16 protein-coding genes are annotated in these 15,719 nt (G+C 65.4%); 2 read left to right on the forward strand and 14 right to left on the reverse strand.

The features are described 5' to 3' along the window. Positions 1-33: 33 nt before the first annotated feature. From VN706_16450 to VN706_16460, 3 genes are all read right to left on the reverse strand, one after another. The gene (locus VN706_16450; protein ID HXT17230.1) at positions 34-612 is read right to left on the reverse strand and encodes a hypothetical protein; all 579 of its coding nucleotides are present in this window, start codon (positions 610-612) and stop codon (positions 34-36) included. A 130-nt stretch (positions 613-742) separates the two neighbouring features. After that, a complete protein-coding gene (locus VN706_16455) occupies positions 743-943 on the reverse strand; it encodes a hypothetical protein (protein ID HXT17231.1) in 201 nt (66 codons plus the stop codon). 56 nt (positions 944-999) lie between these two features. Continuing rightward, entirely contained in the window at positions 1,000-1,521 is a 522-nt protein-coding gene (locus VN706_16460; GenBank protein HXT17232.1) for a PDZ domain-containing protein, read from the reverse strand. A 314-nt stretch (positions 1,522-1,835) separates the two neighbouring features. Between VN706_16460 and VN706_16465 the strand changes: the two genes are divergently transcribed. Next, positions 1,836-2,552, forward strand: a complete 717-nt coding sequence (locus VN706_16465; protein ID HXT17233.1) for a DsbA family protein — start codon at positions 1,836-1,838, stop codon at positions 2,550-2,552. 41 nt (positions 2,553-2,593) lie between these two features. Here VN706_16465 and VN706_16470 read toward each other — a convergent pair whose 3' ends face one another. Then, positions 2,594-3,388: a winged helix-turn-helix domain-containing protein gene (locus tag VN706_16470; protein HXT17234.1), complete on the reverse strand. Its 795-nt coding sequence runs from the start codon at positions 3,386-3,388 to the stop codon at positions 2,594-2,596. 287 nt (positions 3,389-3,675) lie between these two features. Between VN706_16470 and VN706_16475 the strand changes: the two genes are divergently transcribed. Next, positions 3,676-6,159, forward strand: a complete 2,484-nt coding sequence (locus VN706_16475; GenBank protein HXT17235.1) for an ADOP family duplicated permease — start codon at positions 3,676-3,678, stop codon at positions 6,157-6,159. A 48-nt stretch (positions 6,160-6,207) separates the two neighbouring features. Here the strand turns inward: VN706_16475 and VN706_16480 are convergent, their stop codons facing one another. The 10 genes from VN706_16480 to VN706_16525 form a co-directional block, all read right to left on the reverse strand. Beyond that, complete coding sequence (locus tag VN706_16480; GenBank protein HXT17236.1) at positions 6,208-6,681, reverse strand: hypothetical protein; 474 nt, start codon at positions 6,679-6,681, stop codon at positions 6,208-6,210. 24 nt (positions 6,682-6,705) lie between these two features. Continuing rightward, a complete protein-coding gene (locus VN706_16485; protein HXT17237.1) occupies positions 6,706-7,230 on the reverse strand; it encodes a hypothetical protein in 525 nt (174 codons plus the stop codon). Between the two features lie 11 nt (positions 7,231-7,241). After that, on the reverse strand, positions 7,242-7,646 hold the full coding sequence (locus VN706_16490) for a hypothetical protein (protein HXT17238.1): 405 nt from the start codon (positions 7,644-7,646) through the stop codon (positions 7,242-7,244). 57 nt (positions 7,647-7,703) lie between these two features. Further along, positions 7,704-8,879: a zinc-dependent alcohol dehydrogenase gene (locus tag VN706_16495; GenBank protein HXT17239.1), complete on the reverse strand. Its 1,176-nt coding sequence runs from the start codon at positions 8,877-8,879 to the stop codon at positions 7,704-7,706. A gap of 12 nt (positions 8,880-8,891) precedes the next feature. Beyond that, the gene (locus VN706_16500; protein HXT17240.1) at positions 8,892-9,920 is read right to left on the reverse strand and encodes an SRPBCC family protein; all 1,029 of its coding nucleotides are present in this window, start codon (positions 9,918-9,920) and stop codon (positions 8,892-8,894) included. Between the two features lie 90 nt (positions 9,921-10,010). After that, the gene (locus VN706_16505; protein ID HXT17241.1) at positions 10,011-10,544 is read right to left on the reverse strand and encodes a hypothetical protein; all 534 of its coding nucleotides are present in this window, start codon (positions 10,542-10,544) and stop codon (positions 10,011-10,013) included. A 57-nt stretch (positions 10,545-10,601) separates the two neighbouring features. Further along, entirely contained in the window at positions 10,602-11,759 is a 1,158-nt protein-coding gene (locus tag VN706_16510; protein HXT17242.1) for an NAD-dependent epimerase/dehydratase family protein, read from the reverse strand. Positions 11,760-11,868: 109 nt separating this feature from the next. After that, positions 11,869-13,185: a glycosyltransferase gene (locus tag VN706_16515; protein ID HXT17243.1), complete on the reverse strand. Its 1,317-nt coding sequence runs from the start codon at positions 13,183-13,185 to the stop codon at positions 11,869-11,871. A 57-nt stretch (positions 13,186-13,242) separates the two neighbouring features. After that, entirely contained in the window at positions 13,243-13,707 is a 465-nt protein-coding gene (locus VN706_16520) for a hotdog fold domain-containing protein (GenBank protein ID HXT17244.1), read from the reverse strand. A gap of 93 nt (positions 13,708-13,800) precedes the next feature. Beyond that, complete coding sequence (locus VN706_16525) at positions 13,801-15,678, reverse strand: NAD(P)-binding protein (protein HXT17245.1); 1,878 nt, start codon at positions 15,676-15,678, stop codon at positions 13,801-13,803. Positions 15,679-15,719: the final 41 nt, after the last annotated feature.

A 15,719-nucleotide genomic window follows, 5' to 3' on the forward strand; every position in this document is an offset into this window, starting at 1 on the left:
TCGAGCGCGCGGACGATGAGCCGTGCGTTCGGCCTATGGTCCTGAAGCGGCCGTCGTTCCTGGGTGCGGAGCCACCGGTGCACGACGCGGACAGCTCGTGGCGTGTGCCAGCGAGTCGAGCGACGCGCCCGGAGCCGCGACGGACTTCACCACGCCGCCCGTCCCCATGACGACGAGCGTCGGCACGCTCGGCACGTGCAGCGCGTGCACGACGTCCATGCGATCGTTCTCGACGGCGAACAACGGCGCCGAGAGCTTGTGCGAGTCCGCGAATTCACGCGACGACGCCCAGTCCGCGAACGACACGACGATGCCGTTCCACGAGCCCGAGTCGCCGAATGCAGTCGCCCACCGCGACGCTTCGTGTTCGCAGGTTGGACACGTCGGCATCATGAACACGACGAAGGTGCACGCGGGCACGCGCGCGAAGTCGAGCGAGACGGGGATTCCCTTGTCGACGACCGCGATGCGGCCGTAGTGCGCGCCCGGCGTGACGACGGACGGCGGCTTCGGGTTGCGCCGATACAGCATGCCGAGTTGCGTCAGCGCCAGCGCGGCAAGTAACACGGTGGCTGCGCGCAATCCCAGTCTGTCGCGAATCCTGTTGGGCATGATCTCGTAGCCTCTGTGAATGAGCGAGGGACGACCGATGCTCCGACCTCGAACCGCCAGGCCGGGCGGCCGTGCATGGGTCGTCCCTCACGTGTGAGCTCGAGTGAGCCCGTGATGTGCCTTCGATGTGTTACTTGATGACGCAGCCGTTACACTGCGACGCGTCCACGCTGCAACAACAGTTGTTCGTGCCGTCCGTGCATGCGCACGCGCACGCGCGATTGAGAGAAATCTCACCGGCCATCGCCGGGCTCGCGAAGTGGGCGAGACCCAACATGACGTTCACCGCAACCGCGGCGACCAAGAGTCGAATTGAGCGACGACGATCCATAACTCCTCCAAAGTGAAATGGCCGAACTGTGGCCTGGCGGTAGGATGACGCTGCCGTCACGTACGGCGGCAGCCGTTGCAGTAGGCTCTGGTGGCGACGGCGCATCCCGTCTCGCCCAGGGTGCGCCCCGAGGCGTTGAGTCGAAACGCGGCGCAATGGCGCCGCCCTTCCGGTGGGCGTGTGACCGTATCGCGGATTTCCTGGCGCAACGGCAGAAGCAGCTCGGTGACGATCGAGTCGCGGCTGATCTGCATTGTCACGTTGCGCGGAAACGCCGACCGCAGCGCCGAGTCGACGGCGGCGCTCGTGTTTACTCGCGTGCGATTCAGGCCGATGATCCTGTCGTGGGCGTGTAGGCCCAGCCGATCGGCCAGCGAGCCCGCTTGAACGGCAATGATCTGCGGGCCGTCACTCACGTTATCGATCGTCCAGCCGATGGTCGTCGCCCAGTTCGGCGGTTGCTCGCGCGTACAGCCGGCGATCGCGGCGGCGGCGAGTGCGCTGAGGAGCGCCGCCGCCGTCCGTCCCGCACGACAACCACGACAACCACGACAACATCGACCAGCGATGAGAATCATCGTGTGCATCTCGCGTCATCCCCGAGTGAGTCGCCCAAGCGAACCTAGAAAGGGGATGTGCTGCAACAAGCGGCGAGCTGACGGGGTTGTCAGCAACGCCGCTTCGGCCAGTCACCGATCGCGCGGACCTGACGAGAATATCAGATTGCGAATTTAAATATGCGCATGCTCTGGTCGTCGGTCGCGCGCGTGCTTACGATACGAGCCGTCGGCGCGATGCATCGCGACGCATGGGAGCGCATCGGGCGCGCGGCACGCGGCGCGCACACGAAACCTTCGACACACCATCGCCCGCGCGGGTGATTGGAGGCGACATGTCACGGGAGTGGATGCAACGGCAGCTCGATCGCGCAATCATGGTAGCGCTCGTCGCGTGCCTCGTGCTCGGCGGCGGACTCGCGCTGCAATCGTATCGGCGCCGCAGTGCGGTACCGCCGGCGACACCGCCGACGCTCGTCGCCAATTGGCGTCAGCTCGCCGAGGTCGGCAACGTCATGGGTCCTGCCACGGCGCCCGTAACGATTCTCGAGCTCTCCGACTTTCAGTGCCCCTTCTGCTCGCAGGCCGCGGCGTCGATTGCGCGGCTGCGCCGCCACTATGGCGCCCAAATCAAGGTCGTGTTTCGACATTACCCGTTGACGGGGCTACATCCTTTTGCCTACGCCGCCGCCGTCGCGTCGGAATGCGCGGCCGAACAGGGCCGCTTCGAGCCGTTTCACGATGCCGTATTCGGAAATCAGGATTCGATCGGCAAATGGTCCTGGTCGACCGTCGCGCGCCGCGCGGGAGTCGCCGACACGACGGCATTCGAAGCCTGCCGCGGTGATGCCACGAGCGCGGCGCAGGCGCGCGTCGAGCGCGACGTCGCGACCGGCCACGCGTTAGGCATGACCGGCACGCCGACCGTCATTGTTCAAGGTCTCAAATTTCCCGGTGCACCGAGCTATGCCGTGCTCGACAGCTTGACGAAGCTCGTGCTCGCCGGCCACGCGTTGACGGCACCGGAGCCGCGTGCGGTGGCGTCGCGCTGACTGAGGGCAACGCGGACCCGCGCACGCGAGCCCGCGCGCGCTCACTGCCCGGCGTCGACCGAGCCTTCGTCGCCATAGCGCGCGAGACTCGCGAGCGACGGCAACGACAGGCGATAGCCCGCGTTGCGTACGGTCTGGAGATGATGGTCGAGGCCGATGCGCGCGAGCTTCTTTCGGAGCTGCGCGATTCGCGCTTCCAGCGCGTTTTCCGACAAGGGTGTTTGATCGGCCGGTCCGCTCATCGTCGCCAGGAGATCCCGGCGTGACACCACCGCGCCGCGCGCGCGCGCGAGAAGCGCGACGATGCTGAACTCGCGCGGCGTGAGGGGAATACTCTGGTTCTGAAAGAGAATGCGCATGCCCGGAACATCGAGCAGCCACTGTGGCGCCAGCACCAACGGACGAAACTGCTCGCGCAAGCCGGTGCGACGCAGCAGCGTTCGCACGCGCATGACGAGCTCTTCGGACACGCACGCCGCGCGCACCACGTCGTCGGCGATCTCGGCCAACGGGTTCGCGCTTTCGCGAGGCGAGCCGTTCGGCAGCTCGTCGACGACGGCGAGGATGCTTGTCGCGGGCGCGCGTCGCCGCAGGTCGCGCACGGCGTGGGCCATGGCGCCGTCGACCGGCGCGCCGATGACGACCACGCGCGTCGACGGCAAGCGCTCGCTGGCGAGCACCTCGGCGATGCTTGGCGCGGCCCAGACGACGACCGAGGCCGCGCTGAGGCTCCGGCACATCGACGCTCGTCGCGCCGAGGTGGGATCGGTGACGCACACCGGCCCGGATGCGGCGGCGGTGTCGAACGGTGGCGCGTTGCTGCGGCTGATGGGCACGACGCGTCCTCGCGGGCGCTAACGACGATTGACTCGGGCGCCCCATCGCGCAGCTGTCGAACGTTCACAGTATTTACACTGGTTCACGGAAAGTAAAGTACCAATTTATTTATGAGAAAATTTTCATGTTATTAGTGGAGTAAAATGATGCATTTTCGTAGCGCTCTTGCGCCCCGTTGCGGCGAACCGGCATATTCGATGCGGCGGCCGTCCGGCGATGGAGGCGCGCGAAGCAGACGCGGAATTTGTCGCATGAGCGGTCTCTCGTGACCGCGAGGTCGAGCGATATGTCCGTTCGCGAGATGATTCGATCCGTCGCCCTCGACGTTCGGCACGCGATGCGCGGCTACCGCTCCGCACCCACGTTCGTGTCCGGTGTCGTGCTCACGCTCGCCCTGGGCGTGGGCGTCAACGTGGCGATGTTCAGTATCGCCGACCGTCTGATGCTGCGGCCTCCGGCGCACGTTCGCGATCCCGCGACACTCCGCCGACTGTATTTCACGGTGAACTCGCCCACGGGGCCGTTGACCACGCCCGCGGCGTCGTATCCGGTGTACACCGCGCTGCATGCCGAGAACACGCCATTTCCCGCACTCGCGGCGTACTACATCAGCCGGACGGCTATCGGCCGCGGGACCGCGGCACGCGCCGCCGTCGTTTCCAGCGTGACCGCCTCGCTATTTCCGATGCTGGGCGCGCCCGCCGCGCGCGGACGCTATTTCGACGAACGCGAAGATGCACCGCCGACAGGCGCCGCGGTTGCCGTGATTTCGTTTACGACGTGGCAGCAGGACTTCGGCGGCGATCCCGGCGTCATCGGCAAACGTGCGACCATCGGCGGCCGTGATTACGAGATCGTCGGCGTCGCGCCCGCTGGATTCACCGGTCCTGATTTGCGTCCCATCGACGCATGGATCCCGCTGAGCGTTGGCGGCGCCGGCGTGCTCGGGCCCGGATGGTATCGGAACTCGGGCGTCGACTGGCTACAGATAATAGTACGCCTGTCGCCCCGCCTTCCCGCGTCGGACGCCGAGGCATTCGCGACGCGAACGGTCGCCGCGGTCAAAGCGGTGGCGGGCAAATCGGCCAACGACTCGCGTCCGGTCGCACGACCTCCAGTCGCTTCGTTCGGCCCGATCGTTCGCGCGATTGGTCCGACGCGTCCGAAAGAGACCGGAGTCGTCGTGTGGTTGGCGGTCATGTCGGGCATCGTGCTGCTCATCGCGTGCGCGAACGTCGCCAATCTTCTGCTCGTCCGCACACTGCAGCGACGGCGTGAAATCGCGATTCGTTTGGCGATGGGCGTGACAGCTGCACGGTTGGCGATGATGCTGTGGATCGACGGGTTGTTGCTCGCGCTCATTGGTGGCGGCATCGGAGTCGTTGCGGGACGGTTGAGCGCGGCAACGATCGGGCGCCTACTTCTGCCGGACGTCGACTGGAACTGGATGCCCTTCGACGCCCGGTTCGCGTCGACCGCCGCGCTGCTGCTCGTCGCGGTCGGATCGGCGATTTCCATTACGCCGGTGCTGCAGAGCCGGTCACCGCGCGTGCTCGGCGCGCTGCGCTCGGGCGCGTCGACGCCCGGCGGCGACAACACGCGTCTCCGCATCTGGCTCGTCGCGGCGCAGGCTGCGCTGTGCACGTTCATGCTGGTGGGTGCTGGGCTCTTCATCCGCAGCCTTCGTCAGGCGCAACAGATCGACGCCGGATTCGACGCGAATCGCACGATCGTGGTGACCGCGCGTCTGCGCGACGCCGGGTATGCGGGAGCTGACGCCAGCCAGTTCTTCCTGCGCGCGCGCGACGCCGTGCACGCGGTTCCCGGCGTGGAGGACGTCGCAAGGGCGATCGCCGCGCCTTTCGTGCTGACGTCCCAGATTCCGCCGCGAATCGCGCCGCCCTATTCGCTGCCGGCCGGCGACGACGCGCCGTACCTCAACGCCGTGGACGCGGACTATCTGAACACGATGGGCATTCGCGTCATCCGCGGCCGAGGCATCGACGCGGTGGACGTCGCGGAGAATCGTCAGATTGCGCTGGTGAACGAGCGAATGGCGGCACATGTCTGGCCCGGCGAGGACGCCATCGGCAAGTGCATTCGGTTCGGCAGCGACACCACGCCGTGCATCACGATCGTCGGCATCGTCGGCGATGTTCACCAATCTCAATTGCTCGAGGAGTCGTCGCTTCAGTACTATGTGCCGCTTGGCCCGCGCTTCGACAATCAGCCCGGGCGCGTGCTGCTCGTGCGCGCGCGGCAGCGGCCGGATGCGATTCTGCATTCGGTTCGCGCGGCCATCCTCGCGCTCGCGCCGAATCTGCCGTACGTGGACGTTCGGCCGTATCGAACGATTTTGGAGCCTGAAGTACGGTCGTGGCGATTGGGGGCGATCCTGTTCACGCTGTTCGGCGCGCTCGCGGCGCTCGTCGCGGCCGTCGGGCTGTACAGCGTGATGTCATACGCAACGGCACAGCGCCGGCCCGAGCTTGCGCTGCGCATGGCGCTCGGCGCTCGGGGATTGGACGTCACGCGAGTCATCGTTCGCGGCAGCATCGTTCCATGCATCAGCGGCGTGCTGGCCGGGTTGGCGTTCGCGTATCTATCGAGCCAGCGGGTGCAGCCGTTGCTCTTTCGGACGTCGGCGACGGACGTGCGGATTTTCGGAGTCGTCGCGGCGTTGCTGGCCGCGGTCGGAATTCTCGCGATCGTTGGCCCGGCGGTACACGCGGCGCGGACGGACCCGATCCTGGCGCTCCGCGAGCCGTGAGCCGGCGCGCCCGTTCAATGAACGGGCGATTTGACGCACCGCGGGACGTCAGCTGCCGTTGGTGTGCGTGCAGCCGTCGGTGCGGCGCGAGTCGGCGAGCTGCGTGATCTTCCACGTGACGCCGACCTTGAGCAGCATGAACGCGTCGACGCCGCAGTGGCTGAAGGTGTTGTTGAGATGGAACGTGTAATACGCCCACACCTGCGCCACGTTGCCGTCGATGCGCACCTCGGGCTCGTAGATGCGCTCGTTCCACACATCACCCGCCTTGGCGCCGACGATCGAGGCGCCGAAGCGCGCGGGCGGCAGGAGCGCGACCGCCACGGTGCCTCCCACGTTCCGCACCCCGGACAGCCGACCCGCTGAATCAAACGCCTGGCTGAGGAGCGACGTGTCGCGCGTACGCATGGCGTCGAACACCATCTGCACCGTGGCGAGCACGGCCTCGCGGTCGGAGCGTTGGCCGCGCGCGGTGGCCGGTGCGAGCGTGAGCGCCGCACAGGCGATATAACGCAGACGCATGCGCATTTCCTCTTTAAAGTGTTGTTACAAGCTGCCCCATGCCGTGAAGCGCGGCGGCTTGGGGAACGGCGGCCCGGCCTCGATGACGATGTCGGTGTGTGCATTGAGCTTGATCGCCTTGGGATCGCCCGCGTAGGGCTTGCCGTTGACCCACACTCGCAGCCGCTGGCCCTTGCCCGCGTGCGCCGTGGCGGCCGTGGTGCGGCTCAGCGGCTGTCCCCACACCTTGAAGAAGTCGTTGAGCGTGAAGCTGCGGTCCTTCGGCGCCTCGATGTGAATGATGCCGTCGGGTGTGTGCGTGTGCAGCCAGTAGATGCAGCGCTGCCCTTCGGGCTGGCCGACATTCGGCGGAATGTGCACTTCCTTGCCGCGGTCGAGAATGAGCAAATGCTGATGGATGTGAATGCGCTGGCCCTCCTGCGCATCGCACGAGATGCCGCCGATGGTCTGGCCATGGGCGCCGGCGATGGGGGACTGCGCGCGCAGCGCGAGCGTCGGGACGAGACACGCGATCACCAGTCCACACGCACGCATTCTCACACGTAACATCGAGAGTCCTCTCACGGAGTGGTGGTTCCTGACGGCACCGCGCGCACGCTCGTGACGAAATATTCCGTTTCGCCAAAGCACGACGTCGGTACGCCTTTGTGCTGCTCGTAGTGAAGCACGACATGCTCGCCCTGGAGCGTGTTCACCGCCGCGGCGACCGAGTCCGAGCGCACGCTGAACACGAACTTTTCAGGCATGGCGCCGGGCATGGCGGTGAGCAGCAGCTCGCCCTCCCAGGTCTTACAGAGCCATCCTTTGCGCGAAAGCTTCTGGAGATACCCCGCGCGATCGCCGGACGAATAGGAGTAGCTCAGCGCGATCGTGACCCAGAGGAGGATCGCGATGACCGGGACCGCGATCACGAGTGTGATCGCGGTGGCCAGTTTGTGGTTGCGAATGAACGCGGGCGCGGGCATGCGAAGGAACCAAAGCCGAGCCCCGCGCCTGGGCAAGGGGGCTCGGAAAGGCTTCGCCTACGACGCCTTCAACACCACCTTTTCGCAGTTCTCCTGCTTGTCGTTGAAGATCTTGTATCCATGCGCCGCCTGTTCCAGCGGCAGGTGATGGGTGATCACGAACGTCGGATCGAGATCGCCGTTCTGAATGTGCGCCAGCAGCGGCTCGAGATAGCGGTGCACGTGACACTGTCCGCTCTTGATCGTGAGCGACCGATTCATGACGGCGTTCATCGGGAACTTGTCGATCAACCCTGTGTACACGCCGATCACCGACACCGTGCCGCCGTTCGCGCAGGCGAGAATCGCCTCGCGGAGCGCGATCGGCCGATCGGTCTGCATGCGCATCATCTGCTTCATGCGATCGTGCATGTAGAACGCGCCATGGCTGTGGCCCTCGACGCCGACGGCGTCGATACAGTGATCGGGACCCCGGCCGGCGGTGAGATCCTTCAGCACGTCCTGCACGCTGTCCACTTCCTCGTAGTTGATCGTGACGGCCCCGGCTTTCTCGCGCGCCATCTGCAACCGGTACGGAAACCGATCGATCGCGATCACACGCTCGGCGCCGAGCAGATAGGCGCTGGCGATCGCGAACTGGCCGACCGGGCCGCAGCCCCACACGGCCACGGTGTCGCCGGGCTGAATGCCGCACATCTCGGCGCCCATGTAGCCCGTCGGCAGAATGTCGCTGAGAAACAACACCTGATCGTCGGTGAGTCCTTCGGGCACCTTGAGCGGGCCGACGTCGGCGAACGGCACGCGCACGTACTCGGCCTGTCCGCCGGCGAAGCCGCCGGTCAGATGCGAGTACCCGAAGATCCCCGACGGCGAGGAGCCCATCAGCTTTTCGGCCTGGTACGCGTTCGGATTAGAGTTCTCACAAATCGAGGTGAGGCCGCGGCGGCAGTTCGAGCACGCGCCGCACGCGATCGGGAAGGGCACCACCACGCGATCGCCGACCTGCACCTTCTTCACCGTGCGGCCGACTTCCACCACCTCGCCCATGAATTCGTGCCCCATGATGTCGCCGGGCTCCATCGCGGGGAGGAAGTTGTTGTAGAGGTGCAGATCGGAGCCGCAGATCGCGGTCGAGCTGACGCGGACGATGCAGTCGTTCTGGTTGAGAATCCGCGGGTCCGGAACGTCGCGGACCTCCATCCTTCGCGGGCCCATCCAGCAGGTTGCCTTCATTGTTAGAATCTCCTAATTGGGTTGCGCCGAGTGCGGACCTTTCGCTCTGGTCGCGTCGGACACGACCACGTCGCCGATTTCCATCAACTGCTTGAACTGGCGCAGCGAGTCTTCCGTCTGCTGGCCCGGCTCCTCGCGGAACATCATCGCCAGCTTCGACCCGATCTTGCCGAACGGCGGCTTGTATTCGAGATCGACTCGGATCTCGGTGCCGTAATCCTTCGGCGCGGCGCGGAACCGTACGGTGCCCGCGTTGTAGACGTCCGATCCCTCGAGCGACGCCCAGGCGATCAGCTCGTTCTCGCGCTCGTCCGTGATCTCGGCGTCCCACTCGACTGATTTTCCCGCCGGTGCCTTGGCGACCCAATGCGAGCGCCCGTTCCCCATGTCGGTCACCGACTCGAGATGCCGCATGAACCGCGGGAAATTCTCGAAGTCGCGCCAGAATGCATAGACAGCCTCCACCGGAGCGCCCACGGTGATGGCTTTGCGAGTGTGGACGATGCCGTGATCGGCCGCCTGATGCACCGGGGTGTCCGGCTGTTTCGACAGCGTCTTCGCCGCCATGACGTCGAGGGCCGTAACCGCGAGGACGTTCGCCGTCGCGAACAGCGTGCGCCCGCGATCATTGTCGGAGTTCGCGAGCGCGCCGCCCAGGAGCGCGAGGTCGAGCACATCGCCGGCGACACGCGACCACATCGGTTTCTCGGGCTGCTGATTCGACAGTACGGCTACGCCGTGCGAGATCTCTCGCAATCCCAACAAGCGCATCAGCATGCGATGCTGATCGTCGTCCTTCACGCCGACGACGTTCGACATCGCGCCGGGCATCGCGACTTGCGCGAGTCCGAGCCCAATGCTGAAGAGCCCGAGAAAATTCGCGAGACTCTCGCCGCCTGTTCCTTTGTCGGCGTCGGCGAGACGTTGATACGGTTGAATGGTGGATTTGCGCGGCCGGATCGACGGCGCGAGCGCGCTTTGTCCGCTACCGTCTCTTTCTTCCGCGGATGTGGTCGTGCGTCCTTCGAATGGCGGGGCCATGCAGCTCTCCTCTGTCGCGTACGGAAATGCGAATCAGAATCAGGAGAGCCACGTGAAGCAGATGATGTGCCGAGTCCCGCGATCGATACGCTACCGTCTGCGAATTGCTCTGAACGTGCCGCCGCGATACGCGTACGGATCGTTTCCGAAATCCACCGTTCCCGTGATGCTGTCGGGCGCCCACGTACGTCCGCTGACGTACATGCGATTGTAGAAGTCGGCGGACATCGCGAGAGTGACAACGCCGGTGGAGTCTGTCACGCCGGTGGGAGCGCCGTTCGAATACGTGTCGGTCACGAACGCGAGGGTATCGAATCGCGCCGTCGCCGAAAATCGGGCGGGGTTGGCCAGCGCCGTGGCGTTGCTGATGACGAGCGTGCCGCGTTGAGTCAACGGCACGGAATCCTTGACCGCGGTGCAATACGGACCCTGCACCGATGGGTTGGGACACGGCGCTCTGCCCAGCAGCGGCCCGAGCTCGAGAACGACGTCGTACGTCCCCTCGATCGGATTCGTCGGTTGAGCTTGGACAACGGGGGACGAATCCGGCGTTGCGGGTTGGAGCACGCTTCGTTCGCCGCCGCACGCGCAAATCACGGCAACGGTCAGGATGAACCATCGCATACTTCTCATACACCAAACGATAGCTCGCGTCCCACGCCGGAGCGCGGGACGAATCTCCTATGCGCCCGCTCGCTTTGCTTTCCAGGCGGCGAGCACTTCGGCTTCCTTCTGCATTGAGAGCCCGTTGATCTCACCGTTCAAGGTCGCGAGCTGCTCTTTCTCGGGCCGCGTCCTGTGCCAGTCGAGCGTGTCTTTCGCCGTCACCGCGAGCGGACGGAACGTGAGACCATGCGCGATTGCTTTCGATGCATCACGGCGTTGGTACCCGGCCGTACGGCCGTACGGCGGCTGCCACACGGTCATGTTGCGCCAGGGCCGCACGCCTTGCTCCTGCAGAAATTCCCACGGCACCCACGTGAACTGCGCGCCGGCGGTGGTGATCGCTTTCACACCGTACAACATCTCTGCAATGGTGAGCGGCTTGTCGGGTCCGATCGCGTTGTAGGTGCCGAGGAGCTTCGTTTCCGCCACGCGCACCGTCCATTCGGCGAGATCGCGCGAGTCGATGAACTGACAGGGGTCGTCGGGCTTGTCGGGCGCGAGCACCTCGCCGCCCTTGTCGATGCGCGCTGGCCAGTACGTGAATCGATCGGTCCGGTCGAGCGGGCCGACGATGAGACACGGGCGAATGACCGTCCAGCGATCGGGATACAGCGTCTTCACTTCCTGCTCGGCGCGCGTTTTCAATGCGCCGTAGTAGCGCGTCGCATCCTGCGGGACGACCGTGTACGGATCGAGGCCGGCGGGCATCGGTGTGGTCGGACTCTCTTCGTTCAGTCCGATGATGCTCTGGTCCGAATAAACCGACGTCGTCGAGATGAAGATGTACTGGCCGACGTTGCCGGCGAGATACTTCCCGGCGTTGCGCACCCATGCGGGCAGCGTCGTCGGATTGTCGAGCACGACGTCGAACTTCTTGCCCTGAAGCGCAGACGTGTCGTTGTTCAAATCGCCCACGAGCTCTTCGGCGACTTTGCCCTTGAAGAAACCCGGGCGCGTCTGATTGCGATTGAACAGCGTGACGCGGTGGCCGCGCGCGATGGCGTAGTCGACTTGCTCCGGTCCCGTAAAACCGGTGCCGCCGAGGATGAGAATGTTGAGCGGCGCGGCCGCCTTCTCGACTCGGCGTGGCTCGGTGCCGAGACGGATTTTCGCCAGCGGTGCGGAGAGTCCGAGCGCGGCGGTCGACTTGATGAACGAGCGGCGGGAGGGCATGCGCGTGAAGCTGCGCCGCCGCGCGTTCGACGTCAATGCAAGGGAAGGGAGACGATGGAAGCGGTGCGGGCCTCGCAGGCTTCCGCTTATCGCATCGCCCTTCCCTCAGCTATCCCGCGAGCAGCCACCCGGGCTTGAGCTCCGACGACAGGCGCACCGCGCCCTGTCGCACCGCTTGCGCGGCCACGCGCTCGAGCAGCACCGCGGCGACGCGCTGCCACGAGTAATCTTTCGCGGTCTGTCGCGCCGCGCGCCGCATGCGTGCCGCGCGCGACGGCGCGGAGTTGAACTCTTCCCAACGGCCGACGATTTCGTCGGGCGCGAGCGTCTCGAGCACGACGGCGTTGCGGCCGTCGACCGCGTAGTCCTCGCCCGTGCCGCCCGTGTAGATCATGCCGCCCGCGGCCATCGCCTCGAGGCCCACGAGGCCGAATGGTTCGTACACGGAATTCGCGAGCACCGCGTCGGATGCGGCGAAGAGTTTGCGCGCCAGCGCGGTGTTCACACCGAACCGCAGATTGATCACTTCGACGCGACGCTCCGGAGTTGCCTCGAGCTCGGACATCAGCTCGCGCTCGTCGGCCACTTCGGCGACACGGAGGCCGCGCGCCGCCGCTTCCTCGACGATTCCCGCCGCGCCGGACGATGGTCCGCCGCTCCGCGCGACGAGCAACGGATGACGTCCGCGTTCGCGCAGTTCGCTCACCGCACCCAGCGCTTGCGACCAGCCCTTCTCGCGCTCCCATCGCGCCATCTTGAAGAAGAGTGTCACCTCGGGGTCTTGATCGACGAGGTGACGCACCGAGTTCGCGTCCCGGCGCGATACGGGCTCGAGCAACTCCTGTGGAATGCCGTTCGGAATCACGATCGCGTCCGCGCCGTACGAACGAATGATGCTGCGCATGTACCGGCTGATCGTCGCGATCGTCGCGCGCATGGCGAGCCTCGGCCAGTCGATCGTCTGAAAGCCGTACGAGTTGTTGGCGGTCCAGAAGATCACGACGCGATCGCGGAGTCCTTCGGCGGCCAGCAGATCGGAGAATGCACAGACGCATTCGGCCGTCTGCCATTCCTCGAAGAGCACGACCGGCATCTTGTTCGCGGCGATCGCCGGCTTGACCACGTGATCGAGGAGATACTGGGGCAGCGACTGCGTGAGGTCGCGCACCTTCGCGTCCTCGCCGTCGTAGACGCCGCCGGGGCAGTTGATGCTGATCCACTGCGCCCATCGGTGAAGCGTGAGATAGCCGTTCATCACGCGTTCCTCGCCCGGCCGGTGAGGATCGCCGATGAAAAAGAGATGCGTCTCGTATCTCAGCTCAGCCAGAGTGCGAGCGAGTCCGGAAACGCGGACGCCGAGGCCCCCGGCTTGCGAGTAGGGGTCGGTGCCTTCAAATGAGACGAGCGAAAAAATTGAGTCGCGCATGGCGCTAATGCCGACCGCGAGAGTCGTACCATGAACGGTGTCGTACCGTTCAGCGCGTCAACTCGGGCGTAACAGCCAGGTTACGGTCGCGCGTGCGACGACATCGCCCGAGGCATCGCGGATTTCGGTGTGAACGTCGAACGAAGTGTCCGCGGTCACGATGGGGACAGTACAGCGACATTCGGCGATGAGCGGTCCGCGCGCCTTTTTCAGGTATTCGATCGAAAGCCCCCGGACGATTCCGCGCACCGACGCGGGCAGCGCCATCATCATTGCGGTCCCGCTCGTTACCTCGGCGAAGTTCACCAGAGCGACCGCATGGATCGAGTTGAGATGGTTGCGCACCTTCCGCCGGTCGCGCAGCGACCAACGCGCGTAGCCGGGCGCTAATTCTTCTATACGCGCGCCGACGGTCCCGGTGTACGGTGCAATTCGTCCGATGAGCACGCTGAACAGCCGCTTGCCGCCAGGCAGCCGGCTGAGGCGGTTCCACCAGGTTGAGACCGCTCGAGTTGGGTTCATGGTTCCTGTCTTGTCAATTCGCGTCGACTCGCGTCAATTCGCGTCGACTCGCGTCAACTCGCGTCAACTCGCGTTGACTCGCGTCGACTCGCGTCAACTCGCGGCCCACTCGCCGAGCCGTTTCCCCTGCGCCATCGCGCCCGTCGCGCTCTGATGGCCATTGAGCTCCGAGTGGCCGATCGCGATCTGCCCGTATCCCGCTGAAACGATTTCGCGCGGCGATGGTTTGCCCTCGACACCGTAGTACCAACCCGGCGGCTGCACCAGACGTGCATGCCCCCAGCGATTGAGAATGAGCGCGGCGACGTCGCGCTTGGCGTCGAACCCGGCGTCGCCGAATTGGCGCGTGAGTTGACCGAGAATGGCGCGCTCGTAGTCCGCGTACGACTTCGCGAGCAGCGCGTTCCGGCCGATCGAGCCCTGCTCGGCGGCCGTCTTCCCCGGCGTGTAGAGGCCCGAGTAGAACGTCAGGACGTTCGGCTTGTCGGGATCGACCGGCGGATCGTAGCCCGGCGTCGTCATTTGCAGGCGAATGTTCGCGACGAAGCCCACGCCGCTCTCGTCGAACCAGCGTGCCGCGGTAATGCCCATGCGGTGCATGAAGCGCCAGTTCCGAAGCCCCACGTTCACGATGAGCGCCGGTGCATATATAAATTGTAAATATGATTCTTTAATAACCGGCGGCAGGTCGGCCAATACGTACTTGTTCACCCATCCGCCCGTCGCCATCGCGACGCGGTTGGCGCGCACCGTATAGAGCTTCCCGTTCCGCGCGTACGTGACGCGAACGCCGCCGCCGGCGTGCTGCACCCGCGCCACCGTCGTTCCGACACGAATGCGAGTGGGCTGATCCTTGGCGTCGAGCGCCGTCCAATTCACGCGGCCGCCGAGCACGCCCTCGAACGAGAAGTCGCCCGAAATCGCGTTCGGAATGAGCTTCTTCACGAGATGCCGCGCGTACGTGACGTTGCCGCCTGGAAACGACAGCCCGGGCCCGCTGTTGCGACCGCGCGCTCGGCTCACACCCGGCATGCCGATCTGCTGCGCGGCGTGCGCGCTCACCGCGTCGGGACTCGCGCCACTGATCAAGCCGATGACCGGCTCGATCATCTTCGTCACCTCGCGCGGATAACCCAACTCCTTCTCGACGTAGTCGCGATACGTCATCGTATCGAGATGCCGCGCGAACTGATCCGGCGTCATGCCCTTCATGTCGGGATTGGTCGTGCGCCATCGCAGCAGATCGCGCTTCACCGCGTCGGATACCGCCAGCTCGGCGAGATCGTTCTGCCACATGTTGCGCAGCCAAGTCGGCTTGGATGTGGCGCCGAGCGACGAATGGCGATCGAAGTAGTAGCCGATGTCGGTGCCGAACTCGCCGACGCCTTCCATCGGCTGATAGTTGTCCTGCGCCATGCGCAGTGTCATCGCGCCATCGCGCGGTTGCGACCAGGTGAATTCGCGCGGCATGTGCAGGTCGTCCCACACATCGCTCTGCCAACCGCTTCCCTGGCGCGGCACGCCAAAATCGTTCGAGCCTTGCGGCGCGATGACGCGGACGCCGTCGATCACGACTTCGTTCTGCTTTGCTTCGCCGCCGAAGATCGGATGATTCTCGAGCACGAGGCAACGTTTGGAGCCCGCCGTGTGCTGCGCGAAGAAGTACGCCGCGGTGAGTCCGGTGATGCCGCCGCCGACGATGACGAGATCGTACGTCTCGCCGGTGTCAGTGGCGTGGCCCGCGCGACCGTACACGCCGTCGCGAATCTTGTGCGCCGCATCCATCACCGGCTTCGTGTTGCCGTTCGAGCTCGCGTAATCACCGATACCACCCGGTCCAGTCCATCCGTCGGCGAGGCCTTCGGCGGGCGGTGTCGCGCCGAGCGGCGCGGGTGCGCGCAGCAGCGCGGCGCCGACACCGAGTAGCGCGGCGTTCAGAAAATCCTTGCGAGTGATGTCGTGGTCGGTCACGGAATGCGTGTCTGTGTATGGGGAGACATTTGTTTATTGAA

Source organism: Gemmatimonadaceae bacterium (assembly GCA_035606695.1).
Classification (GTDB): Bacteria; Gemmatimonadota; Gemmatimonadetes; order Gemmatimonadales; family Gemmatimonadaceae; genus JAQBQB01.